Genomic DNA, 22,262 nt, shown 5'->3' with positions numbered 1-22,262 from the left:
TCACTGGTGTGTCGTAGCGATGAGGCGTTGCAATGATGCATGGGCGGGTGGGCCCCAGGTGGGCTTGCCACCTGGGCGGCCGTGGACACCGGCGTCTCCGATGAGCAGACCGGCGAAGGCGCGCAGCACCGCCCATCCGCGGGCGCGGCGCAAAGTCGCGGGATCCGGCTGGCAAGCAGCGTAGAAGGCTTCGATTGCATTGTCCGGCAGAAGAATCCATGCCGCAGCCAGGTCGCATGCCGGATCACCCGCGAAGAGGTCGCCGAAGTCGATCACGCCGCAGATCGTGCCATCCGAGGTGAGGATGTTCGCCGGGTGCAGGTCGCCGTGCTGCCATAGCGCCGGGCCGGTCCAGCCGGGTGCGGCGATGGCGTCCTCCCAGACGGCGCGCACGGCCGTGGGATCAGTGATCAGTCCCATCCCGGTGAGCGAAGCGAGCTGGTCGGCGAACCCCTCGCTATAGCAGGTCAGCGATCCTCCGCGGGTCCGGCCGGCGGGCGCTTGCTCCGGGGCGGGCTGGTGAAGTGCAGTCAGGAACGCGGCCAGACTGGTGGCCGCCGCCGCGCCACTCGTCACGGGAGCGCGGTCCGCGGGCTCGCCCGGCACCCACGTCGTGACGATCCATGGCCGCGGAAACCGCTCGGAGGGATCACCGAAGCGCTGTGGAACAGGAACCGGCAGAGGAAGATTCGGGGCGAGGAAAGGTAACCAGCGGTACTCCTTGCGCAGTAGCTCGTCCGCCGACTCCGTCGCCCAGGGCAGCCGAACAGCGAGGTCATCACCGAGCCGCCACAACTGATTGTCCCAACCACGCGCACCGAGCCGCACAGTTCGATCAGCCAGATCAGGATGCTGCTCCCGCAACAGTTCCCGCACCAACTCCGCGGTGACCTCGATATCTGCCTGCGTCATGCGGATCAACGGTAGTCGGATGGCCGCTGACCGGATCCGGCCCCAGGAGAGGGATCAGGGGCGAGCGTCACTCATCGGCCGGGCTGGACCGTGAAGCAGAAGGGATGTCCGGACGGGTCGATGAGTACCAGCCAGCGATCGGGGGCCGGCTGGAAGCCGGCTCGGCCCGCGCCGCATTCGACCGCAATAGATTTCACCGTCGCCTGGTCGGGCCACTCAGGTGCTCGACAAGACTCGCCTTCCAAGCTTCCGATGACTCACTTTTTCAGGCGAGGTAAGTGTCGACCAGATAGCCGGATATATTGTCGGCCGCTTGTTGGGCGTCCTCGTCGCCTCGGTTGGTGGTGACAGCCAGGATCAGGTTCTTGGCGGGAAACAGCCAAGTTTCGGCGGTCCACATGGTATTGCTGCCGACGTGGGTCAATGTCGGCCCGTTTGTCCGGCTGGTGACGGCGAGCCATCCGTCCGCGTAATTCCCGCCGGGTGGTGGCTGGTGTAGCCGGGCCATGGTCGCGGGGGTGAGGATGGACCGTTCGCCACGGGCGCCGGCGAGGTGCTGGCCGAGGAACCCCTGCCGCCGCGGTCGCGACCGCGGCGGATCCCCGCCACACTCCGGCCGCCAACCCCGGCAACCGCTCCCGCTCACAGAAACCCGCCAAGGCCGCATGCAGATTCGCATCGACCGTCGCTGGTTCGGCTCCCGCACGCGCCGCCGGTAGCAGAGCTGCCGCCAGACCGGTCAGCAACACCGTGCCAGCCAGTGCGGATCAACCGCAGGACCGAGACCGCGGCGTGGTCGATGGACATCTGCTGTGCGGATCAGAGGCACATTCCGGTGGGCTCCCCAGTGTTGGCAATCGGCTCGTGCACACTATTCGGTATGGGGTGTGGGAGGTTCGGGTTGTCGCAGGAGAAGGCATTGCGTCATGTTGCGGCACTGTCTTCGGGGGGTCCGTTGGATCCTCGATTGCGTTTGACGATGAATTTTCATCCCGATCGCGTGGTGGGCGGGTCGCCGGTCCTGCTCAGGATGGCCGAGGATGGTATCTACCGGTCACAATTCGTCACGGGTACGAGCAATGGCGGCTTGACCGCTCATGTGGGCGGAGATCGGTGGCGCTGGGAGAGCCGTATGTTCGCGGGTGCCTACGACGATGTTTCCGCCGTTGAGCGCCCTGTCTACGGCGCGCTGAACTTCCGTGGTAATCCCGCCGGGGGAGCGCCGCGTTTCGGCTCGTCTTATTTCCGGCTCACCGCCGACACCTTCGCACGAGCGACATTCTGTTACCCGGACAGTTCCACGGACCCCACCGATTTCGGTGTCGCGGAACGCTTTTCACTGATCGAACTGGCAAAGGCCGATGACCTCGACGACCTGGACGGGCATATCGAGGCACAGATCCACGGACAGGTCCGGCTCGACCGGGATGTCGAGGCTCTGGTGTTGGATTCCAGCTTCCGTGGCACTGCCGTCCAGGATGCGGCCGGTCGCCTCCCGTGCCCTGTCGAATGGCATCCCGGTTTTCTACTCGGTGTGGAGCGGATGCGTCGCCACCCGGGCTTCCGAGGACAACGGTATGTCGATCTGGGGGCCGAGATCGCGATTGACGGTCGGCTCGATCCTAGAATCATCGGAGATGCTGCCAGCACGGATCGCTACGATCCGCAGGACTTGAAGAAGGTCTGGCATTACCTAGCGAGATTCGGTCCGCCTCGCAACACCGCTTCCAGCATCTCCGAGCCGGACCTCGAGTGAATGCGAACCGATCGAATTGGTCGCTCATCGCGGCCAGTCGAGTTGGTGGTCGGGGATGCCGAGGGTGCGGGCGTGGGTGGTGGCGGCGCGGGTGGCGTTCTGGTCGCCGCGGGGGAAACGGAAGGTCCGGGTGCGGAAGATGATGAATGTCTCGGTGTGGGTGTGGAATTCGACGTACCAGGGGCCGGTGTCGAGTGCTTCGGCGATTCGGTCGGCCAGGATTTCGGCGTTGGCGGCGGCGATGCTGAACTCGATCAGGGTCCATATCGGCGGTTGTCCGGCGGCGGGTTGTTCGAGGGCGAGTCGCGTGATCTTGGTGAGGACGATGTCCAGGTCTATGAGCGTGCTGCCCAGCTGAAGGCTCTCGGCGATCAGTACGCCTGTCGCGCGGTCGATGTCGTGCGAGGTGGACGGGGTCATGGCGCTATATGAACACAGTCGGCGGGACTTCCACGCCATTGCATGCGCGCTGAGCGGAAGGCGGACCCGATCGTCCATGGTGGTGGGGCGTGGCCATTATCAGGCGACCGGCGGGAACATCGGCTGGGGCGATCGTGGTTGTTCTCGGTGAATCGGAGAAGGAGTGGTGATGCTGGCGATCGGTTTCGACGAGCCTGGTGGTCCGGAGGTGCTGCGCGCGGTGCAGGTGCCCGAGCCGCATGCGGGGCGGGGACAGGTCCGGATTCGGGTTGCGGCCGCGACGGTGAATCCGTCGGACCTGGTTACCCGGGGCGGGGCCGCGCACGATCGTTATCGCGAGGTGCGGCCGCCGTATGTGCCGGGCTGGGACGCGGCCGGTGTGGTCGATGAAGCCGGTCCGGAGTCGAGGTGGCGCATCGGGGACCGGGTCGTCGCGATCACCAAGCCGGTGCTGGAAGGGGGCGGTGCGTACGCGGAATGGATTGTGGTTTCCGATGATTCGGTGGCGCAGATGCCCGCCGGCGCCGATGTCGCCGCCGCGGCGACGCTTCCGATGAACGGGCTCACCGCCGCCCTCGCACTCGATGCCGGTGCTGGTCGGCCGGGCGGGACGATCGCGGTGACCGGTGCGGCGGGAGCGGTCGGTGGCTATGTGATCCAGTTGGCCAAGTATCGCGGGTTCACCGTGGTCGCCGATGCCGCACCCCGGGACGAACAGCTCGTCGCCGATCTCGGCGCCGACGTCGTCCTCGCGCGAGGTGATGATTTCGCCCGCCGCGTTCGTGAGCGGTTCCCCGATGGCGTCGATGGCGTGATCGACTGCGCGTTGCAGGCAAGCGCCGTGCTGCCCGCCATCCGCGACAACGGATCGTACGTCGCCCTGCGACCGCCTCGGTTGAGCGGAACCGTCGAGTCGCAGCGCGGTATCGACGTGCATTACGTCATGGTCATCGACAGTGTCCACGACTCGGCCACCCTCCAGGAACTGAGCCGCCTGGCCTCCGAAGGAGTGCTGACTTTGCGTGTGGCCCAAACCTTTCCGGCGACCGAAGCCGCCGACGCGCATCGCCTGCTCGAAGCGGGAGGAGTTCGCGGCCGTATCGTGCTCACCTTCTGAGCAGGGCAGTGGCGATTTCGGCCGCCATTGCGGCATCCCGGCTGCTCTCGGGCAGGAAGTACAACCAATCGTCGACGGCTCGGATGAAGGTCCAAGCCATGGTCAGCTCCAGGTTCAGCTCGGCGACATCCGCTACGGCCTCCAGTCGGCGACGTATGGATGCCGGACCGTCGAACTCCTGGAACCTGTTGCGTAACAGGGGGATAACCCCGAACTCGGGATCACCGGCGAGTACTTTCGGATCGATCACCAGCCACGGCTCCCGAGTGCCGCGCAACACGTTGAGGTAGTGCAGATCCTCGTTCACCAGCAATGCGGCGGGCCGCATATCGCGGCACAAGCCGACGGCCCGATCGATCATTCCGGCGGGTACCACATTGCCCAGACGCGCCCACTCGGCAGGCAACTCGGTGCACCAGCGCTCGGCCTGCTCCGCGAGTGAGCGGTGCAATCTCGGCGCGGGAACCGCCAGCCGCCGCAGCAATCCGCCCGCGATGGTCACCGCGTCGTCGATCGGTTCGCAGGTCAGATCTCGATCCGCGTCCAGCCGCTCGAGCAGCAACACGAACTGCTCCTCGTCATGATCGAGCAACTCGACCGCACCCGCACCCCGCCAGATGCTCAGCGCCACCGCCTCATCCCGCGCCTCGATATGCGGCCACGACAATTTCAGAACAGCCGGGCGATCGGCAGTTCGCACCGGTACCACGAGTCCGGAATACCCGTGCATCGGTTCTCCGTCGAGCAGTAGATCCCACCGCCGTACATAACGCTCAACCAATTCCGGCAAGGCCGCGACCCAGCGACGCTGCTCCGCAGTGCGCAGCTGTGCGGCGAAAGTAGCTGGAACGGAGATCATTTCGTCACGGTACTCGTCCGTGTCGGGATGCTGGGTGCGCGCATGTCGAGGCCGGTGGCGCGGACTGGCCACCGGTTCGCAACGAACGTCAGCGGGGCTGGGGCGGGGTCCAGAGGCGCTGGAGGAGGGTGCGTAGGGTGTCGCGTTCGTCCGGGGTCAGGGGGGAGGAAACGGTCCTCCGAGGTGGTCGGCGAGATCGTCTGCGCGCTCGCGCGACTTCACCACTCCGATCGGCGGACAGGTGCTCGGCGCGTTACACGGCTTGCTCGGCGCGGCTTGATTCCGGCGCTCAGAGCGATCACTCCGCTCGCGCGTACCGGGCCGCGGCGATGACCGCGTCCATGTCGACCAGCAGGTTCGGATCGTGGTCCTGTGCCTCACGGAACTCGAGGATCACGTCGTCGATGGTGGTCCGCCGGCCCAGGGTGGTCAGCTCCTCGCGCAGGTAGGTGCTCAGCGGGACGCCGGCCGCACCCGCGCGACGAATGAACACCCGCGCGGCCTCCTCGGACAGCTCGCGCATCAATGCCGTTGCATCGCTGTCGATTTCGGCGAACGGCGGGTTCGGTAGCTCGGCGTGCAGGAATTCGACGACGTCGTCGAGCGGGATGCGCGTGCTCGCGAGTTCGGTCAGCTCCACCCGGATGTAGGCCGCGGCGGACATGCCCGCTGCCTGGGCCCGCCGTCGCAGGACACGGGCGGCCGGTTCGGGCAGGTCCTCGATCACGATCGTCGACATGGAGACCACCGTAGGCAGCGATCGCGACGGATGCCAGCGCCGAGACCGAGTCGTGTCCTTTCGGCGAAAGCGACAGGTGGAAAACGCGATTCACCGGGACCGCCCGGTGCGCGACTTCGCGGCGTGCGCACCGCGTCACTCGGGTAGCGGCGGCAGCGCGGGGCTGTCCAGGCACAGGCGCGCCCGGTCCTGCGGGTGGATTCGGACCGGTACCCGTGCGCCGACGAAGCCGATCTGGGTGCGCCGGGCGGCGGTGCGGAAGCCGAAACGTGCGGTGGTCGTGTATTCGCTTCCGTTCGGATGGTTAACGCGCACAGCGACATTCGCGAGCGTGGCCTCCGCGTTGGGCATACCGCGGGAAGGGATGTCGAGGAAATCTATGCCGGTGATCGTCGCGGTCGCGCGCACGCCCGTGCGGTAGAGCTCCTGCGCCTCCTCGACGGTGATCTGCCGATTGCCGTCGGGCAGCAGATCCCTTCCGTAGCGTCGCTCGACGGCCACGCGCGCCAGTTCCCGGATGCCGAAACCGGTCACCTCGGGCACGACCGAGGGTTCCAGACCCAGCCGCATCGCGGCGGCGACCCGTTCGGCGTACTCCTCGTTCCACAGCGCCTTCGCGCCCGGCGAAACCTGTTCGGGCCAGATGATTCCGTAGCGATCGGGGTGTTCGCGGTCGATCGTGGCCGGAAATTCGTCGCCGCATTCGGGCACGGCCTCGCCGGGCCCGTAGCGCCGCCCCACCCGCAGCGCCCGCGCCGAAATCTCCGGACCGGAGAGCACACCCGACAGCCGCGCGCTGCCGTACCCGTCCTCGTCCCGGGTGACGGATACCCCGGTGACCCGAAACGTTCCCGTCACCGGGTCACGAGGGGTCCGCTTGAATAGTCGCCGCAGGCTCACCAGCCCAGTGTGACAGTGAAACATCCGGGGGCGCACCATGATCGATCTCGCCGTTGTGGGTTTGGTACCGGGCAATGGGTGCGCATCACCCAGGCTCGGCTGGCCCGACGCGGGATCACCGGGTGGCGAAAGGCGCTCGATGCGCCGGGCGTCACGCGGTGACGAGAGTGGTCCGCACCGGAGTCGGATCGGTGGTGAGATCGAGTACCGGGCAACGAGTTTCGACTTCGCGCTGCAATTCGGCATAGCGCTCGGGCGATTCGGGACCGCGGATGTGGACGGTCAACCGCACGGCCTGGAAGCCCGGCCGCACCGATTCGTCCAGCCCGAAGAATCCCCGCACATCCAGGTCGCCCTCGGCGTCGATACGCAAATCCTGCACCACGATTCCGCGCTGCTGGGCCACGAACCGATAGGTCACCACCTCGCAGGCGATCAGCGCGGCGAGGTACACCTCGACCGGATTGGCGGCGGTGTCCGCACCGCCCAGCGCCGGTGGCTCGTCCACTCGAACCGTGTGCGTGCGGGTCTCGACCACGGTGGCAACGGCGCCTTCCGCGACACCGGAGGCGCGGAAGACGGCCAGTGCGTTCGCCGGATCGTCGGCGACGGCCCGCGCGGTGGCCTGGGTGATGGCATTGAGCGGCGCGCCCACATCGGTTGTCATGCAGCCGAAGCTATCCCGGGTCCGGCCGCAGAGGGAGGGTTGTGGTCGGCATGAATGGAATGCTCGCGCACGACGGGAGGTGATTCGTCCGATTCGCGGAGAGTAGTTCGAACACCACGCAATTCGTTGCGCTATCCAGAAGTGTTCGCTGATTGATTGCCGGAGATATCGGCGAAGACGCTGAGGGTGCTCGGCTCGGTCGTATGATCAGGGAGATGTTCCCAGGCCTCTGTGGTTGCGGTAAAACGTCGCCGTCGATGTTCGAGGCCGGGTGTCGCGGCGCGCCTGGTTGTTTGCGGATCGTTCGCTGGAGTTCGAGGCGTGGTGCGGCGTGTCCGACCGTGAACTCGACCGCGGAGGTAACGCGATGAAGGCTCTGCAATATCGAACCATCGGCGCCGCACCGGAATTGGTGACCGTGCCCGATCCGGAACCCGGGCCCGGGCAGGTGTTGTTGAAGGTGTCGGCGGCGGGGGTGTGCCATTCGGATATCGCCGTGATGTCCTGGCCGGAAAAGGATTTCCCGTATCCGCTGCCGCTCACGCTGGGGCACGAGGGGGCCGGGACGATCGCGGCGCTGGGCGAGGGGGTGACCGGATTCTCCGTGGGCGACTCGGTCGCCGTCTACGGCCCGTGGGGATGCGGCGCCTGTCCGCCGTGTGCCGGTGGCCGGGAGAACTACTGCCTGCGGGCCGGTGAGCTGAACATCTTCCCGCCGGGGCTCGGTGCGCCGGGTGCGATCGCCGAGTACATGATCGTGGACGATGCGCGTCATCTGGAACCCCTCGGCGGCCTCGATCCGATCGAGACCGTTCCGCTGACCGACGCCGGACTGACCCCGTATCACGCGATCAAACAATCGTTGCCGAAACTCGTTCCCGGATCGACGGCCGTGGTGATCGGCGCCGGTGGTCTGGGGCACGTGGCCATTCAGCTGCTGCGCGCGCTGAGCCCGGCGCGGGTTATCGCGCTGGACGTGAGCGAGGACAAGCTCGACCTCGCGCGCACGGTCGGCGCGCACGAGACCGTGATCTCCGACGCCGAAGCGGCCGATCGGGTGCGGGAGCTGACCGGCGGCCGCGGCGCGACCGCGGTATTCGACTTCGTCGGGGCGGCGCCGACGACCGCGACGGCCGCCGGATGCGTTGCGATGGAAGGGGATATCACGATCGTCGGCATCGGCGGCGGCGTGGTGCCGGTCGGTTTCGGGGTGCTGCCTTTCGAGGTGAATGTCACCGCGCCGTACTGGGGCAGCCGGGGTGAGCTGCACGAGGTGCTCGATCTGGCGCGCGCCGGTTCGATCGAAGTGCACGTGGAAACCTTCGCGATGCAGGACGCGCCGCTTGCCTACGAGCGGTTGCACAGCGGAAAGATCAACGGCCGCGCGGTGATTCTGCCGAACGGCTGACGCGTCAGGCGGCGAGTGCGGCAGCGTCGGCACGCTCCGCGGCCGCCTTCCACCGGCGGCCCAGCGCCAGGCTGATCCCCATCAGCAGGGCGAAGGTCACCACCATCATGACCGTCGACAACCACACCATGGTCGAGACGGGCAGTTGGTAGACCAGAACCACGCGCAGCGCGGCCTCGGCGAGCAGCCCCGCGCCCCACATCGCGCTGAGCCGGCTGAACGCCCGCCGCATGGTCGGCCGCGTCCGGTAACGCTCCTCGAACGCGGCCGCCTTGGCCGGATCGGACCCGGACGCCCCGCTGCGCGCGGCGAGGTAGACCAGCGGTTTGCCGACCACGGCGCTGACCAGGAAGGCCAGTCCGATCAGACCCGTGACCACGGAATCCTTGGCGAGCATGAAGCGCGCGTCGCCGGAGATGAAGGTGATCGCGAACCCGACCACGAATCCCGTCAGGATCACTCCCGCGAAGAAGTCGATCTTCCGCTTGCGCACGACCTCGACCAGCACGAACAGGCCCGAGACCACGGTGCCCGCACCCAGTGCGATCAGGTTGCTCACGCCGAGGGCGTGCAGTGCGTAATACGTGATGAGCGGCGCTCCGATGTCACGAAGCATCTGGCGGGCGATCGCCCGCCGGTTGGGTATGGGCGCTGCGTCGGCGGCGGTCATTCGGACTCCCGTGAACGGAGGTTGCTGGGTCGACTTTCAAACTACGGCCACCACGGGTGAACCGCCCGGATCGTTCGTCACGAACCGACCGTGACGGTTGTCATGGGTCACCGGTTGTCCCGGCATCCGACCGTACCCGGCGCGGCTCGGTCGATGTCATTGCGTGGGTGAGGGTTTCGAGATTCCCCGGGCGGGCTGTCGGCGTCGCGGGCTGCCGGTGAGCCATCGGCGGAGACGGCCGGGTTTCGGTGGACGAGCTCGATCCAGCCAGGCGGGCAATGGTTCTCGCGCGACCAGCCATTCGCGGGGGATCGCCTCGGGCCCGGTGTGGGCGGCGACGATACCGCCCGCGATCGCGGCGGTGGTGTCGATATCCCCCCCGGCGACAAGGCATGTGGTGATCGCGGTCGGGTAGTCGTGCAGATGCGTCGCCGCGATCCACAGGGTGAGCGGCACCGTGTCCTGGGCGGTGACACGGGAGCCGTTGCCGAGTTCGCCGGCGACCTGGTGGACGGAGGCTCCGAGTAGTGTTCGGGCGCGGCGGATTCCGCGACTCGTCTCGCCGTCGTCGAGACGATCGAGCACGGTGGTGATGAATTGTTCGGGCGTGGGCCGGATTCCGTCGAGCCGAGCCCGGGCGGCCTGCCCGGCCGCGAGCGCCACCGCGACCGCGCCGCTTATCCCTTCGGGATGCATATGTGTCACCTGGGCGGACCGAATCGCTTGGGTGACAATCATGTCCGGATCGCTGGCGTAGCAGGCGCCGAGCGGTGCCACCCGCATGGCCGCGCCGTTGCCGCACGATCCCTGATGATCGAATGCCGCGGCGGACACCTCGCGCCACGGCGCACCCTTGCGGATACGGCTCAGGTTCCCGACGGTGGAGAAGCCGTAGTCGCGACCCGGATCGCAACGTCGTGCGAAGGCCGCGGCGAGGTGATCCCGATCGATCGCATCGCGCGTGCACAGTTCGGCGACCACGCTGCAGGCCATTTCGGTGTCGTCGGTCCACCGCCACTGCCCGCCCGGGGCGGCTCCCGCGCGCAGCGCATCGACCGACGTGCGCATAACGGGGAATTGCTGGCCGAGCGCATCCCCCACCGACAGGCCCTCGAGCGAGTCGAACATCATTTCGACGTACATTGCGGCCGAGTCTAATCGACCACCTGTGTCGAGTCCGGACTCGCGACTGCGCCCCCGCCCGCACCCGTGGCGGGCGGGCGGTCGCGAACCCGCCGATGCCGGCCGGGCGCGCATCGGCCACAGTGCGCGTCTGAGACAGATGTGACCTGCATCGTTGCCATCCTGACGCGGGGAATGGACTATCGAAGGTGGTCGGCCGAGGATGCCCGGCATGTCGGGCTCGTGCTCGGCCGGAGGTACGAATGAATCCGGGCGGGAAGGGGTTCGCACGCTCACTCGGTAGAGCCGAACTGGTCGGTCCGTAATGCTTCCGGATCGGCGAGCGATCACAGGGCGGCGGACGGGCCGCCGGAGCGGGCGGGCCGGTGGATCCGACACCGAATCAGCGTTGGAATGTGTCACCGGAGAGGACGAATGTTATGGCAGGAACCCTGGTGGATGTCCCTACCACCTACCGGCAGATCGCTCAGCCGGATCCCGCGGCGGGCTCGGCGCGGGTACCGGCTCGTTCCGAACGCTCCCCGCTGGCGGCGATGTGGCAGTCGGCGAAGACGGTCCTGGTCACCCGCGTCGCCGGTCCGCAGCAACTGGTGACGGTGCCCCGGCTGGTCGTCCCGATCGGGCACAACCAGTTGGCATTCCGCGTCTCCTCCTACGCCGAGGAGGCCGATCAGCTCGCCCGCGACGGACGGGTGATCGTGCAACCCGGTGACTGGCGCGGCAATCCGGCCCTCGGTTCACATCAGTGGCACGGGCAGGCCCAGGTCGTGACCGGTGGCACCCTGTTGCCGTTCGTGCAATCGGAGATCGATGCCAAGTACCGGTGGCGAACTTCGGTGGCGCGCGTGGCCCATCGCGTGGCGCGGGGTGCGGCTCCTTACGGTGACGTCGTCGTGCTGGTGACCGTGCGCGAACCGGTTCCGATGCTCATGCCGGGCCGGTGACGCGTCGCGTCGGCGGCAGCTTCGCATCCAGGTAGCGCCCGGGTGCGGGGCTGCCTGCTTCGAGGCGGAATGTCTTGAACCGCAATCGTTATCGGTCGTCGGCAGGGAAGTCGGTGGAGCTGCTGACCGCTGCCCACTGCTCGGTTTCGGCCGTGCGGCTCGCGCCGCCCTTGCGTGCCATGGCGAGGGCGTCGCTGCCCAAAAGCAGTCTGCGGGGCGGATTCTCGTGGCCGATGACGTCGATGATGACCTGTGCCGCGCGGGCCGGATCTCCGGGCTGGGTGCCGTGGCTCTCCTCGCGGTACCGGTTGATCGCACCCACGGTCTGCTCGTAGTCCGCGCCGACCGAGTGCAGGGTCATCGATGAGCCCTGCCAGTCTGTGCGGAAGGCGCCCGGTTCGACGATGACGACCTTCACCCCGAAGGGCGCGACCTCGTTCGCGAGCACTTCGGAGAATCCCTCCACCGCGAATTTGGCGGTCTGATACGCGCCCATTCCCGGTGTGCCGCCGACCCTTCCACCGATCGAGGAGAACTGGACGAATATGCCGGACCGCTGTCCACGCAGCACCGGCAGCGCGGCCCTGGTGACGTTGACGACGCCGAACAGATTGGTCTCGATCTGGGCGCGGAAGTCCTCCTCCGTCATCTCCTCGATGGGCGCGCTGTTCGCGTAGCCGGCGTTGTTGACCACGACGTCGAGACTGCCGAAGGCGTTGATCCCCTGCCGGACCGCACGTTCGGCGGCGGCCGAGTCGGTGACGTCCAGCGCCACGGCCCGGATCCGCTCGCCGTGATCGGCCACCAGGTCCTGCAACTGTTCGGGGCGTCGCGCGGTGGCGACGACCCGGTCTCCGGCCGCGAGCACCGCTTCGGTGAGGTGACGGCCGAAGCCGCGAGCCGCTCCGGTGATCAACCATGTTCTGGCCATGAGCCGTTTCTCCATTCCGATTCCACGTCCGCGTCGGGTGGGCGAGCCATCCGTACGTATCTAACTGTCACAGGAACGTAGCAGTTAGAGAAATTTATTCCACATCGAAGTGACCGATGTTCGTTGATCGGTCGCAACGCCGGATACCGTGGGGTGGTGAGAGCGGATGCGGCACACAATCTGGAACTCGTCCTGCGCACCGGCGCGCGACTGCTCGCCGACGATCCCTCGGCGAGTATCACCGCCATCGCCGCTGCCGCCGGGGTGGACCGGCGAACCGTCTACCGCCGCTTCGCCTCGCGGGAGGACCTGCTCGCCGCGGTGTACCGCGCGCGCTATGACGCGGTCGAGGAGGTGATCGCCGCGGCGAGATTGCGGGAGGCGCCCGTCGCCGTCGCGCTGCACCGCTATGTGGAGGGGATCATCGAGGTGAACCGCCGCTGGCCCGTCGAGACGTTCCGCATGTTGTCCGAGAACACGATTCGCGACCGCCGTGCGCGGTTCATCGATGAGGTCGATCACTTCCTGCGACGCGCCCTCGACGAGGGGCTGCTCCGCGAGGATCTGCCGCCGGGCTGGATCGGTGCGCTGCTGCCGTCCCTGCTGTTGCGGGCCGCGGAGGATCTGCCGGAGCTCAGCGCCGCACAGGCCGCCGATGTGGTTGTGGACACCCTGCTGCGCGGATTGGGCGCCGGCAAGCGGGACCGCTGATGTTGATCTGTCGAATTCTACTGCGGTAGAAGGTAATCGACGGAGCCGCGTGAAATGCCGAGCCGCCGATCGGATCAGCGCGGGTTCGCGGCCATGGCGTCGCGGACCGAGGTCTCCTGGCGGCCGAGGAATTTCGGATCGGGCTGCACCACCATCGAATACACCGCCTTGACCGCGGCGATTTGATCACGCAGCCAGCACTTGTCGTAGGTCGCGTTGTGCGCCTGGCTGTGATCGCCGACCGCGTTGGTCCGGATGCCCACCGACCGGCACAGGGCGATGCTGCGCGGGACGCTGAAATCCTGGGTGACCACGATCGCGTTGCGCACCCCGAAGATGCGGTAGGCGCGAGCGCAGGACTGATAGGTGTCGAAACCCGCGTAATCCAGGGCGATCCTGTTCGCGGGCACACCCTTGCCGATCAGGTACTTGCGCATCGCATCGGGTTCGTCGTAGGTCGGCGTGCCGAAGTCACCGGTCAGCAGCAGCGCTTTGACCCTGCCCGTATTCAGCAGTGTGCGTGCCAGGTCGAGCCGACCGGCGACGTAGGGGGAGGGCTGGCCGTTCGGATAGATCTCCGCACCCGGTACCAGGGCGACGTCGGCGGGCGGCACCGAGGTTTCGGAATACTCCAGACCGCTCGCGCGCCATCGGACGACGCCGATGCAGACGCCGACCAGCACCATCGCCGTGAGCGCGGCCACCGCCGCTACCCGGAGCAGAACTTTCGGCCGCAGCCAGGGCCTGATGAGAGCTCCCACCCCCGAGGGCGTATCACGCGGACTCATGTTCGGAGAGTCTGCCCGGTGGGGCGGTCGATCCGGAATCCATTTTCTCGCACTCGTGACATGAAGTAGAACACGTTATAGATTAGGGCTGGGGTCATAGCTTAGTGGTGGGGTCATCGCCCCACGTCGCGAAGGGAAAAGATGTCCGAAACCGGATCGGAACTGCTGGCCGCCGTCGAGGCATCACCGCGGGCGGTCGCCGTGCACGACCGCGCGGCCTGGGTCGGGTTGTTCGCCTCCGGGGCCCGGGTCGAGGATCCGGTCGGATCGCGTCCGCACATCGGGCGCGCGGCGATCGAGCGCTTCTACGACACGTTCATCGCGCCCAATGGCATCGCCTTCCGGGTCGAGCACGACGTGGTATGCGGCACAACGGTTTTCCGGGATCTGGTGATCGAGACCACCATGTCCACGGGCGTCACGCTGCGGGTGCCCATGCATCTGCGCTACGACCTCGAGCGGGTGGACGACGCGCTGAGAATCCGTGAGCTGCACGCTCATTGGGAACTGCCGGTGATGATCGTGCAGTTGCTGGCCGCCGGTGTGCGGGGACTCGCGGCGGCGGTGCGGTTGGCGCCGCAACTGCTGGGCAATCAGGGAATCGGTGGGGCGCTGGGCTTCGCGCGAGGCTTCGTGCGGGTCGGTGCGGCCGGTAAGCGGGCTGCGACGGGACTGATCGAGGACGCCGCGCGCGGGGACGTCGACCGGGTGCGAGCGGCGCTGACCCCGGACGCGGTGCTCGAATGGCCCGCGGGAATCGCGGTGGACCCGGCCGCCTTCGTCGCGCAGGCCGCCGGAACCGAGATCAGCAAGCCGATAGTGGCCGGGCGGTATGTGACCGCGTCGGTGGCGACGACCGCCGGACGCGGGATCACCGAGATCGTCGTGGCGCGCGGGGGACGCGTATCGGCGGTCCGGGTCTACGTGTCCGGCTGATCCGGACCGGGGACATATCGCGTCCGACCGTCCAGTACGCAGGAGTACTGTCTCTGGACACCGCGAGCGGGACCGCCGTATTTGTGCCGTGGCACAGTGTTTCCCGGCAAACTCCCCGTCGGCTCACAGCTGATTTTTACCTAGATCGAGAACTGTTGGCTGCGCTTGCCCGAACAAACGATGAAGGAAATATGAGAGTGGTTTCAGGAGCCGGTCGCTGGCTCGTCCGCGGTGGGGTGGGGCTCGCCGTCGTGATGCTCGGATGTGGTGTGGCGCAAGCAGATACGGTTGTTCCGCTGCCAAATGGCCGGCAGACCTTCACCACCGCGACCGGTATCGCGGTCGATCTGAGTCGTACCGGTGAGAAGGCCGTCATCTCCCCATCACTTGCTTACAATGGTCTTTCGCGCACCGCCACCATGTCGGCCACGGTCTTCGCGACGGCACCGGGAGCGACCGGCGGCACGCTGGTGACCGGCTATCTGGTCGGATGCCAGGTGGACCTGTCCGGAGGGCTCTCGCTCGGCGGCGACGTCTACGTCCAGCCCGATTCGGCATATCCGGAGATCGTCCCCAGTATCAATCTGGTGCCCGGCGGCGTGACGCAGGTGAAATTCGGCACCAAGAAGATGGATCCGAAAGCCGGCGCGATCGGCGTCGAGTACCACGACCGCGGCGTGCAGGTCGACGGCTGCGCCGGATATGCGCAGGCCCGCGCGTTCAGCACGCTGACGGTCACCAACAGCCGCGGCACCGCCGAGGTCACCCTGTACGGCAAACCGTTCAGCATCGGATGAGGGCGATGAGGTCGAAATCTTCGATGAATACCGGTGCCACAACGACATTCGTCGCGCCGCAGTGCAATCGCGCCGTGCGAGGCGTGCTGGGCAGCACGATCGTGGCGGGTGTGTGCGTACCGCTCGTGCTGGGGGTCGGCGGGTCGGCCGGTGCGGACACCCATGTGCCGCTGCCGAATGGCCACGCCTCCTACACCACGCACGACGGCGTCACCGTCCACGTCGATCGCACCGGCGAGAGCGCCACGATCTCCGGATCGATGGCCTCGAGCCCGCTCTCGCGCAACGCGATGGTCTCGGCGGTGGCCTCGGTGCAGGCCACGGCTCCCGGCTCGGTGAAGATCACCGGCGGGCGGATCGAGACCGGCTACCTGGTGGGTTGCCAGGTAGATCTGGGCAGCGGCGTGCACGCCAACGGCAGCGGGAACACCGCCGATCAGAACAATTCCCAGTCCGGCAACAACGGCGGGAACAAGCCGGACGAGAACGGCGGCGGTGACGACTCGGGAGGTGAGAACTCCGGCGGCGGCAGCGGTGGCGGCGGTGGCGGCGGTGGGGGAGGCGGCGGTGGCGGCGGCGGTCTCTCCGTCTCTCCCGGTGACAGCGGTGCGAGCCTCGGCAGCTCGGGCATCACGCCGTACACCGATCCGTCGATGTCGATAACGCTCAAGCCGGGCAAGGTCGCCAGCAAGATGATCCAGGTCTACAACTTCACCGGCACCTCCGGTACGACCCAGTACGTCAACCACACGATCTCGGTGGACGGCTGCGCCGGATACGCCGAGGCTCGCGCGTACACCACGGTCGTACTGCACGACAACGTCATGGATTCCACCGAGACGGTATGGGGCAAGCCTTTCAGCCTCGGCTGAGTCTTCCCGGATCGGTGAGCTGCGAACGAGTCGAGTGGGCTCGCAGGGACGGCGTCCCCGCGAGCCCACTGTCGTGTGCGGGTGTTCCCGACGGTGAATTCGATCGAGTTGATCGGCTCGTCACCCGATATTTGCCGGTTCACCCGGGCAGAATGGGCCGGTATGGACAGCCGGGGCGGGCGGGCAGCGGCGGACCGGCGGACGAGGACGACCGCCGGGGCAGGGGTGCGCAAACGGCACGGGCGGCACTACACACCGGTCCGGCTGGCCGAGTTCCTGGCCGAGCGTCTGCTGGAACATGTTGTGCCGCAGGGGAGTTTGCGAATTCTGGACCCCGCGTGCGGAGACGGGGAACTGCTGCTGGCGGTGCACCGGGCGGCGGTGCGGCGTTTTCCCGGAATCTCGGTTCAGCTCACCGGCTTCGACCTGGATGCCGCGGCCATCGCGCTCGCGCGGGAGCGTGCCGCGGGGCTCCCGGTCACCTGGTGTGTGGGTGACTTCCTCTGTGCCGCCGAGGAATTGGCGGAGGGCAGTTTCGACGCGGTGATCACCAATCCGCCCTATGTCCGGACCCAGCAGCTGGGCGGGGCGACCGCGCGCCTGCTGAGCGTGCGCTTCGGACTGCGCGGCCGGATCGATCTGACCCACCCGTTCGTCGCCAGCGTGCCCCGATTACTGCGGCCCGGGGGCGTCCTGGGCTTGTTGTGCGCCAACCGCTTTCTCACCACCAAGGCGGGCGCGAACCTGCGCGCGCTGTTGCGCGCCGAACTCACTCCGGTCGAACTCTACGACCTGGGCGACACCAAACTCTTCGAGGCCGCGGTGCTACCGGCCGTCACCGTCGCGGTGCGCGCCTCGGTCGCGACTCCCTGCCGCTACGTTTCGGCCTACGAGATCCCCGACGGCGAATCCACCAGCACCCTGGACCTTTTCGCCGCCCTGGCAGCCGCCCGCGAATGCTCCCTGCGTCACGACGGCCGCCACATCGCGATCGAAGCGGGCACCTTGGACCCGGGTAGCGCTGCACGGCAGGGAGATTCGGCTGGATCTACTCCTCGGGAAGCCGGAGCGGTGTGCCGGGAGCCGGGCGCCTCCAGCGGGGCCCTGGACGCCGGGATCACGGCGGCGGGTCCCGATGTTCGGGGACGCGAGCGGGCTGGTGCGATGGGCGCGTCGCCGGACGGTCCTGGATCGATATCAGGTTCTGCTGCGCAGGTGGATGATTCGGGCGATTCTGCGGGATCGGTCCCGATGGGTATTACCGCCGTATACCGCGATGTGGCTGGGGTGATGGGAGCGGGGGCGTCCACGTCGTCGGCGGGTCCGGATGCGGTATCGAGTTCCGCTGCGCGGGTCGACGATTCGCGCGATTCTGTGCGGTCGAGGTCATCGGGTGTCACTGCCGTGAATCGCGATGGGACGAGGTCGGCGGATCTCGATGTTCTTGTGGTGCAAGATGATTCGGGGTATACGAGCAGCCACCTGCGGAGCGCGCCTGCCGTGGTGGATGTGGCGACGCCGTGGCGGATGTCGCGGCCGAGTGTGGACGAGTGGCTGCGGCGGGTGCGGGGCGGGACGTGGCGGACCTTCGGTGAGGTGGCGCGGATTCGGGTGGGGATAAAGACGACGGCGGACCGGGTGTTCATCTCCGATCGGTGGGAGCATCGGCAGTCGCCGCCGGAGCCGGAGCTGCTGTTCGATCTGATCACCCATCACGATCTGGCGCCGTGGCGGATCTCCCGGGAGCGGCCGAGGAGGGTGCTGTATCCGTACGATGTGAGCTGCTCGCGGCGCACGCCGGTGGACCTGGCCGGATTCCCTGCCGCGGCAGCCTATCTCGCCGAACACAAGGATGTGCTGGCCGCGCGGGACTATCTCACCGCGACCGGGCGGGAATGGTTCGAGATCTGGGTGCCGCAGCGTCCGCATCTGTGGCGGCACCCGAAGCTGGTCTTTCCCGATATCAGTGTTGCGCCGCGTTTCGCGCTCGATCGCAGCGGTGCGATCGTCAACGGTGACTGCTACTGGATCTCGATGCCCGATATCGGCAGCGATGATTTGGCGTATTTGCTGATGGGAGTGGCGAATTCGGCGCTGGGACTGCGTTTCTACGATGCGGTGTGCGGTAATCGGCTCTATGCCGCGCGGCGGCGGTGGATCACGCAGTACGTTGCGCGCCTTCCGGTTCCGGATCCGTCGACCGCGGCGGCGGCCGCACTCGTCAGCGGAGTTCGTGCCGTGGTGGATGAAGACGTCGCGCCGGATCCGCGGGCATTGGACGAATGGGTTGCGGCTGCGTTCGGGTTGGGGACGGAGCATCTCGAGGACGAATCATGTTCGCCCGCACCGATGTTCGACACCCCGAATGCCCTGGGATAGCGCTGGTTCAGTGGCGATGTCCGCCGAGCATCGGTAGCAGGGTTCGGCGGGCGAATTCCCGTGCGGCCGCCTCGTCGCTCAGGGGGATCAGCCCGTCAGGGGTCAGCGCCAGGGACTGCGCCAGGCGCGCCATGATCTCCGCGACCAGGTCGGCGTCGAAATCCGGTTCGGTGTCGTTCCTGTGGAGTGCGCGCAGTTTGCCGGCCAGGTAGGCGCGTCCGACGGCGAGTATCGGTCCGGCCTGGGTGGTCAGGCGCGGCAGGATCAGATCCGGTTCGGTACGCAGCAGGCGTTGCAGCAGTTCGTTGCGGGCCAGTGAGGTGATGAAGGCGACGAAGATCTCCGCCAACTGGTCCTCAGCGTCGGTGATGGCCTGTACGCGGTCGTCGATGTCGGCGACGAATCGCTGCGCCTCCCGCACGCCAACGGCCTGCACCAGATCGTTCTTCGACTCGTATCGCCGATAGAGGGTGGCCGGGCTGATCCCGGCGCGGCGCGCGACCTCGCCCATACTGGTGCGTTTGATACCGAAGTCCAGGAATGCCGACAACGCGCTTTCGAGCAGATGCTCACCTTCGGCCCGAGGCTTTTCCAGGATGCGGGCCAGGATCGCGTGAACGGTGGGCATCGAGCCTCCAGTGGGTCGGCGGATACCGCGTCGCTGCGGGCGGACGCCTCTCATTGTCTCATCGCCGCCGAGGGGCGCCCGCGCTCACCGCAGATTCAGTGCGTCCATCTCCCGCTCGATCGCGTTCGCGGCGAAGTGGATTCCGCTGGAACGTAATTCGTGAACCCGGCGCTGCAACGCCTCGACGCCCCCCGGCTGGGCCGCGATATCGGCCACACTGATTCGCTCGCTGGATCGGTGCATACCGGACTGCTCGCACGACACCGTGAAACCTCCTTGCCCAACGCCAGCGTGCCTGTCGCCAGGGTGATATCCCTTGTGCTGCCAGCCGTCTCGGCCGCACGACCCGGAGTTCGAGCACGCTGCCACGATGCTAGCAAGACTCGGCAACCCCGATTCGAGCTCTATGTGATGAGTCACACCTCGGTGGCGTCCCGGTGTATGGCCAGATTGTGCAGATACACAGTGGCGTTCAGGCTGATCCGTTCGACCTCCGCCTTGCCGAGTTCGCGGCGCACCTTCCCGGGCACCCCGGCCACCAGTGATCCGGGCGGAATCCGCGCGCCCTCCGGAATCAGCGCGTTGGCCGCGATCAGGCTGCCCTCGCCGATCACGGCGCCGTTCAGCACGGTCGCGCCCATGCCGACCAGGACGTTGTCGCCGATCGTGCAGCCGTGCAGGATCGCGTTGTGCCCTACCGAGACGCCATCGCCAACCGTGAGTGGGAAGCCCGGATCCGCGTGCAGCACACAGCCGTCCTGGATATTGGTCCGCGCGCCGACGGTGATGTCCTCCAGGTCGCCGCGCAGTACCGCCGAGTACCAGATGCCGACCTCCGCGCCCAGCCGCACTCGTCCGATCACCGTCGCGTTCGGCGCCACCCACGCGGTGTCCGCGACTTGCGGCGCATGCTCACCCAGCTTGATCATCATGATCGCCAACCTACCGGCCGGGTTGGTGAGGGCTCGCTGTGTGACCCCTTATGCGCACTCGCGGCCTGACGGGGCAGGGCATGCGCGGCCGAGTCGCCGCCCTTGTTGGAGTGGGTGGGGGCGTGGACCGTGACCGAGCCCGGGGGCGGTGTCGCGGCAGTTGTCCTGCCGGAGAGAGGGTTCCGGCAGGCGATGTTCGGGCAGACTGGAGATGTGCGATATGTGATGCGGCAGCGTGTGCTGGGCTTCGGGCAGGATTACTGGGTGTCCGACGAGTCGGGGAACAAGGCGTTTCTCGTCGACGGCAAGGTCCTGGCATTCCGCCGGACCTTCCAGCTGCGGGGGCCGCAGGGGGAGGTGTACGCGGTCGGTCGGAAAAAGGTGTTCGCGCTGCGCAACGCCATGGTCGTGAGCACCGGCGGCAGGCATGCGGCCACCGTCCGCAAGAAGCTGTTCAGCCCACTGCGGCACAGTTTCACCATCACGCTGGCCGACGGTGAGCGATGGACCGCGCACGGCGACCTCATCGAGAAGAACTACACCCTCGAGGGCCCGCAGGGCATCGTCGCCGAGACCTCCCGCAAGTGGTTCCGCATCCGCGACAGCTACGGCGTCGAGATCTACCACCCCGACGTCCCCCTGGCCTTGGCGATCGTCGTCTGCGTCGACGAGCTTGTCGCCGCCGACCGCGAAAGCGATTAGGACAGTTCGTCGCCGCACGAGCCCGAGCCGACCGTGTGCTGCCGGCGCGTAGCATGGCTGCGGTGAACGAGGCTGTGGCCGAATTGCTGTCTCCGCTGACGGTGTCGCGGCGCGCTCATTCACTGGCGGTCGGGCGACGGGTGGAGAAAGTCGCGAGCTACCTGCCCACCGAGCTTCGCGCCGACGCGGTTACCGCGGCTTATTTGCACGACGTGGGCTACGGCTATCCGGATCTCGGGTTTCATCCGATCGACGGTGCGCGGCTGTTGCGCTCTCGCGGCTATTCGCCTGTCGTGTGCCACATGGTGGCGTTCCATACCGCCGCGCAGGTCGAGGCGGCGGTGCGTGGCTTGGACGTGCAGATCTTCGACGAGTTCCGGTCGTCCGAGATGGACGGAATCGATGCCGCTGATGATTTTCTCTGGTGGGCCGACCTCTCCACGGGACCGAAAGGCGAAGAGTTCACTCTGGACGAGCGGTTGACCGAAATTCTCCGCCGATATGAGCCGGGGAGCACCGTCCATACCGCGATCACTCGAGCGGAACCGCAACTGCGGCAAGCATTTCAGCGAGTTTCGGGGTCGATGTAGGGCTGGCTCTCGTCCAGTGCCCATTCGATGCGTTTGCGCTGGCTTCCGTCCATTGTCAAAGAGGGGATCTGTTCGATCGGCACCCATTCGACCCGGGTGCTTTCCTCGCTCGTCGTGGGGTGCCCGCCGATAGGTTCAGCTCGGTATACGACTGTGAATTCCTGTCGAACCTCGTCGTTGCTGGTGTAGTGGATAACGTGGGTCGGATCCGTGAAGATTCCGACGACGCCGGTCACATGGATGTTGACGCCCGTCTCCTCCAACGTCTCGCGGACCGCTGTGTGCGTCAGAGACTCTCCCGGATCATGTGCTCCTCCGGGCATCGACCAGTTCCCGTTGTCCGATCGGCATATCAGTAGGACTGCGTCGGCTCGGCGGACGAACGCGGCCGCACTGGGCCGCACGCTGTTCGCGGCGGGTGCGGCAGGGTCCTGGTGATAGTCGATTCGGCGTCCCATAGC

The 22,262-nt window shown here is 67.1% G+C and carries 27 protein-coding genes; 11 read left to right on the top strand and 16 right to left on the bottom strand.

What is annotated here, in order from left to right:
- From NM2_RS22160 to NM2_RS53025, 3 genes are all read right to left on the bottom strand, one after another.
- Positions 1-912 (bottom strand): aminoglycoside phosphotransferase family protein, encoded by a 912-nt coding sequence (locus tag NM2_RS22160; RefSeq protein WP_067672026.1) that lies wholly within the window; start codon positions 910-912, stop codon positions 1-3.
- 71 nt (positions 913-983) lie between these two features.
- Positions 984-1,109, bottom strand: coding sequence for a VOC family protein (locus NM2_RS53030; RefSeq protein ID WP_369690329.1), 126 nt, complete (start codon positions 1,107-1,109; stop codon positions 984-986).
- Between the two features lie 68 nt (positions 1,110-1,177).
- Positions 1,178-1,420: a hypothetical protein gene (locus tag NM2_RS53025; protein ID WP_245718158.1), complete on the bottom strand. Its 243-nt coding sequence runs from the start codon at positions 1,418-1,420 to the stop codon at positions 1,178-1,180.
- A gap of 393 nt (positions 1,421-1,813) precedes the next feature.
- Here NM2_RS53025 and NM2_RS22155 point away from each other — a divergent pair, with 393 nt between their 5' ends.
- Positions 1,814-2,668 carry a DUF3626 domain-containing protein gene (locus NM2_RS22155; RefSeq protein ID WP_245718157.1) on the top strand — a complete coding sequence of 285 codons (855 nt, stop codon included), beginning with the start codon at positions 1,814-1,816 and terminating at the stop codon, positions 2,666-2,668.
- A 24-nt stretch (positions 2,669-2,692) separates the two neighbouring features.
- On the opposite strand, the gene NM2_RS22150 is transcribed toward NM2_RS22155, so the two are convergent.
- Positions 2,693-3,088: a hypothetical protein gene (locus NM2_RS22150; protein WP_067672021.1), complete on the bottom strand. Its 396-nt coding sequence runs from the start codon at positions 3,086-3,088 to the stop codon at positions 2,693-2,695.
- Positions 3,089-3,257: 169 nt separating this feature from the next.
- On the opposite strand from NM2_RS22150, the gene NM2_RS22145 reads away from it, so the two are divergent.
- Entirely contained in the window at positions 3,258-4,205 is a 948-nt protein-coding gene (locus tag NM2_RS22145) for an NADP-dependent oxidoreductase (RefSeq protein WP_067672093.1), read from the top strand.
- Here the strand turns inward: NM2_RS22145 and NM2_RS22140 are convergent.
- The 4 genes from NM2_RS22140 to NM2_RS22125 form a co-directional block, all read right to left on the bottom strand.
- Entirely contained in the window at positions 4,195-5,064 is an 870-nt protein-coding gene (locus NM2_RS22140; protein ID WP_067672096.1) for an aminoglycoside phosphotransferase family protein, read from the bottom strand. The two genes, NM2_RS22145 and NM2_RS22140, sit on opposite strands and share 11 nt — an antisense overlap.
- Positions 5,065-5,362: 298 nt before the next feature.
- Entirely contained in the window at positions 5,363-5,803 is a 441-nt protein-coding gene (locus NM2_RS22135; protein WP_067672018.1) for a hypothetical protein, read from the bottom strand.
- Positions 5,804-5,938: 135 nt separating this feature from the next.
- Positions 5,939-6,661: a hypothetical protein gene (locus tag NM2_RS22130; RefSeq protein WP_067672015.1), complete on the bottom strand. Its 723-nt coding sequence runs from the start codon at positions 6,659-6,661 to the stop codon at positions 5,939-5,941.
- A gap of 193 nt (positions 6,662-6,854) precedes the next feature.
- The gene (locus NM2_RS22125) at positions 6,855-7,370 is read right to left on the bottom strand and encodes an OsmC family protein (protein ID WP_067672012.1); all 516 of its coding nucleotides are present in this window, start codon (positions 7,368-7,370) and stop codon (positions 6,855-6,857) included.
- A 367-nt stretch (positions 7,371-7,737) separates the two neighbouring features.
- On the opposite strand from NM2_RS22125, the gene NM2_RS22120 reads away from it, so the two are divergent.
- Complete coding sequence (locus tag NM2_RS22120) at positions 7,738-8,778, top strand: NAD(P)-dependent alcohol dehydrogenase (RefSeq protein ID WP_067672090.1); 1,041 nt, start codon at positions 7,738-7,740, stop codon at positions 8,776-8,778.
- A 4-nt stretch (positions 8,779-8,782) separates the two neighbouring features.
- Here the strand turns inward: NM2_RS22120 and NM2_RS22115 are convergent, their stop codons facing one another.
- Complete coding sequence (locus NM2_RS22115; RefSeq protein ID WP_067672009.1) at positions 8,783-9,448, bottom strand: VC0807 family protein; 666 nt, start codon at positions 9,446-9,448, stop codon at positions 8,783-8,785.
- 156 nt (positions 9,449-9,604) lie between these two features.
- Positions 9,605-10,591 (bottom strand): ADP-ribosylglycohydrolase family protein, encoded by a 987-nt coding sequence (locus NM2_RS22110; RefSeq protein ID WP_245718156.1) that lies wholly within the window; start codon positions 10,589-10,591, stop codon positions 9,605-9,607.
- 419 nt (positions 10,592-11,010) lie between these two features.
- On the opposite strand from NM2_RS22110, the gene NM2_RS22105 reads away from it, so the two are divergent.
- A complete protein-coding gene (locus NM2_RS22105; RefSeq protein ID WP_067672006.1) occupies positions 11,011-11,535 on the top strand; it encodes a hypothetical protein in 525 nt (174 codons plus the stop codon).
- Between the two features lie 88 nt (positions 11,536-11,623).
- Here NM2_RS22105 and NM2_RS22100 read toward each other — a convergent pair whose 3' ends face one another.
- Complete coding sequence (locus tag NM2_RS22100; RefSeq protein ID WP_067672085.1) at positions 11,624-12,466, bottom strand: oxidoreductase; 843 nt, start codon at positions 12,464-12,466, stop codon at positions 11,624-11,626.
- Positions 12,467-12,622: 156 nt separating this feature from the next.
- On the opposite strand from NM2_RS22100, the gene NM2_RS22095 reads away from it, so the two are divergent.
- Positions 12,623-13,177, top strand: coding sequence for a TetR/AcrR family transcriptional regulator (locus NM2_RS22095; RefSeq protein ID WP_067672082.1), 555 nt, complete (start codon positions 12,623-12,625; stop codon positions 13,175-13,177).
- 74 nt (positions 13,178-13,251) lie between these two features.
- Here the strand turns inward: NM2_RS22095 and NM2_RS22090 are convergent, their stop codons facing one another.
- Entirely contained in the window at positions 13,252-13,965 is a 714-nt protein-coding gene (locus tag NM2_RS22090; RefSeq protein ID WP_084531413.1) for a SanA/YdcF family protein, read from the bottom strand.
- A gap of 141 nt (positions 13,966-14,106) precedes the next feature.
- On the opposite strand from NM2_RS22090, the gene NM2_RS22085 reads away from it, so the two are divergent.
- From NM2_RS22085 to NM2_RS51740, 4 genes are all read left to right on the top strand, one after another.
- A complete protein-coding gene (locus NM2_RS22085; protein WP_067672003.1) occupies positions 14,107-14,901 on the top strand; it encodes a nuclear transport factor 2 family protein in 795 nt (264 codons plus the stop codon).
- Positions 14,902-15,098: 197 nt separating this feature from the next.
- Positions 15,099-15,698, top strand: a complete 600-nt coding sequence (locus tag NM2_RS22080; RefSeq protein WP_245718155.1) for an MspA family porin — start codon at positions 15,099-15,101, stop codon at positions 15,696-15,698.
- A 23-nt stretch (positions 15,699-15,721) separates the two neighbouring features.
- The gene (locus tag NM2_RS22075; protein ID WP_067671997.1) at positions 15,722-16,570 is read left to right on the top strand and encodes an MspA family porin; all 849 of its coding nucleotides are present in this window, start codon (positions 15,722-15,724) and stop codon (positions 16,568-16,570) included.
- A 162-nt stretch (positions 16,571-16,732) separates the two neighbouring features.
- Positions 16,733-18,949 (top strand): Eco57I restriction-modification methylase domain-containing protein, encoded by a 2,217-nt coding sequence (locus NM2_RS51740; RefSeq protein ID WP_245718160.1) that lies wholly within the window; start codon positions 16,733-16,735, stop codon positions 18,947-18,949.
- 7 nt (positions 18,950-18,956) lie between these two features.
- On the opposite strand, the gene NM2_RS22065 is transcribed toward NM2_RS51740, so the two are convergent.
- From NM2_RS22065 to NM2_RS22055, 3 genes are all read right to left on the bottom strand, one after another.
- On the bottom strand, positions 18,957-19,577 hold the full coding sequence (locus tag NM2_RS22065) for a TetR/AcrR family transcriptional regulator (protein ID WP_067671994.1): 621 nt from the start codon (positions 19,575-19,577) through the stop codon (positions 18,957-18,959).
- 84 nt (positions 19,578-19,661) lie between these two features.
- Positions 19,662-19,841, bottom strand: coding sequence for a hypothetical protein (locus NM2_RS22060; RefSeq protein WP_067671991.1), 180 nt, complete (start codon positions 19,839-19,841; stop codon positions 19,662-19,664).
- Between the two features lie 152 nt (positions 19,842-19,993).
- The gene (locus NM2_RS22055; protein ID WP_067671988.1) at positions 19,994-20,509 is read right to left on the bottom strand and encodes a gamma carbonic anhydrase family protein; all 516 of its coding nucleotides are present in this window, start codon (positions 20,507-20,509) and stop codon (positions 19,994-19,996) included.
- A 129-nt stretch (positions 20,510-20,638) separates the two neighbouring features.
- On the opposite strand from NM2_RS22055, the gene NM2_RS22050 reads away from it, so the two are divergent.
- Both NM2_RS22050 and NM2_RS22045 read left to right on the top strand, forming a co-directional pair.
- The gene (locus NM2_RS22050) at positions 20,639-21,211 is read left to right on the top strand and encodes an LURP-one-related/scramblase family protein (RefSeq protein WP_218025963.1); all 573 of its coding nucleotides are present in this window, start codon (positions 20,639-20,641) and stop codon (positions 21,209-21,211) included.
- A 62-nt stretch (positions 21,212-21,273) separates the two neighbouring features.
- Positions 21,274-21,801 carry an HD domain-containing protein gene (locus NM2_RS22045; protein ID WP_169816219.1) on the top strand — a complete coding sequence of 176 codons (528 nt, stop codon included), beginning with the start codon at positions 21,274-21,276 and terminating at the stop codon, positions 21,799-21,801.
- Here the strand turns inward: NM2_RS22045 and NM2_RS22040 are convergent.
- Positions 21,777-22,259, bottom strand: a complete 483-nt coding sequence (locus tag NM2_RS22040; RefSeq protein ID WP_067671981.1) for an NUDIX hydrolase — start codon at positions 22,257-22,259, stop codon at positions 21,777-21,779. The two genes, NM2_RS22045 and NM2_RS22040, sit on opposite strands and share 25 nt — an antisense overlap.
- Positions 22,260-22,262: the final 3 nt, after the last annotated feature.

This window comes from Nocardia miyunensis NBRC 108239, assembly GCF_001613065.1.
GTDB classification, from domain to species: domain Bacteria; phylum Actinomycetota; class Actinomycetes; order Mycobacteriales; family Mycobacteriaceae; genus Nocardia; species Nocardia miyunensis.
This window is presented reverse-complemented; position numbering and strand designations above follow the sequence as displayed.

Excerpts from the sequence above, each read along its gene's own strand:
- NM2_RS22160 (WP_067672026.1), bottom strand. The coding sequence starts at position 912 with ATGACGCAGGCAGATATCGAGGTCACCGCGGAGTTGGTGCGGGAACTG.
- NM2_RS53025 (WP_245718158.1), bottom strand. The coding sequence starts at position 1,420 with ATGGCCCGGCTACACCAGCCACCACCCGGCGGGAATTACGCGGACGGA.
- NM2_RS22150 (WP_067672021.1), bottom strand. The coding sequence starts at position 3,088 with ATGACCCCGTCCACCTCGCACGACATCGACCGCGCGACAGGCGTACTG.
- NM2_RS22145 (WP_067672093.1), top strand. The coding sequence starts at position 3,258 with ATGCTGGCGATCGGTTTCGACGAGCCTGGTGGTCCGGAGGTGCTGCGC.
- NM2_RS22140 (WP_067672096.1), bottom strand. The coding sequence starts at position 5,064 with ATGATCTCCGTTCCAGCTACTTTCGCCGCACAGCTGCGCACTGCGGAG.
- NM2_RS22135 (WP_067672018.1), bottom strand. The coding sequence starts at position 5,803 with ATGTCGACGATCGTGATCGAGGACCTGCCCGAACCGGCCGCCCGTGTC.
- NM2_RS22125 (WP_067672012.1), bottom strand. The coding sequence starts at position 7,370 with ATGACAACCGATGTGGGCGCGCCGCTCAATGCCATCACCCAGGCCACC.
- NM2_RS22120 (WP_067672090.1), top strand. The coding sequence starts at position 7,738 with ATGAAGGCTCTGCAATATCGAACCATCGGCGCCGCACCGGAATTGGTG.
- NM2_RS22115 (WP_067672009.1), bottom strand. The coding sequence starts at position 9,448 with ATGACCGCCGCCGACGCAGCGCCCATACCCAACCGGCGGGCGATCGCC.
- NM2_RS22110 (WP_245718156.1), bottom strand. The coding sequence starts at position 10,591 with ATGTACGTCGAAATGATGTTCGACTCGCTCGAGGGCCTGTCGGTGGGG.
- NM2_RS22105 (WP_067672006.1), top strand. The coding sequence starts at position 11,011 with ATGGCAGGAACCCTGGTGGATGTCCCTACCACCTACCGGCAGATCGCT.
- NM2_RS22100 (WP_067672085.1), bottom strand. The coding sequence starts at position 12,466 with ATGGCCAGAACATGGTTGATCACCGGAGCGGCTCGCGGCTTCGGCCGT.
- NM2_RS22090 (WP_084531413.1), bottom strand. The coding sequence starts at position 13,965 with ATGAGTCCGCGTGATACGCCCTCGGGGGTGGGAGCTCTCATCAGGCCC.
- NM2_RS22085 (WP_067672003.1), top strand. The coding sequence starts at position 14,107 with ATGTCCGAAACCGGATCGGAACTGCTGGCCGCCGTCGAGGCATCACCG.
- NM2_RS22075 (WP_067671997.1), top strand. The coding sequence starts at position 15,722 with ATGAATACCGGTGCCACAACGACATTCGTCGCGCCGCAGTGCAATCGC.
- NM2_RS51740 (WP_245718160.1), top strand. The coding sequence starts at position 16,733 with ATGGACAGCCGGGGCGGGCGGGCAGCGGCGGACCGGCGGACGAGGACG.
- NM2_RS22065 (WP_067671994.1), bottom strand. The coding sequence starts at position 19,577 with ATGCCCACCGTTCACGCGATCCTGGCCCGCATCCTGGAAAAGCCTCGG.
- NM2_RS22055 (WP_067671988.1), bottom strand. The coding sequence starts at position 20,509 with ATGATGATCAAGCTGGGTGAGCATGCGCCGCAAGTCGCGGACACCGCG.
- NM2_RS22040 (WP_067671981.1), bottom strand. The coding sequence starts at position 22,259 with ATGGGACGCCGAATCGACTATCACCAGGACCCTGCCGCACCCGCCGCG.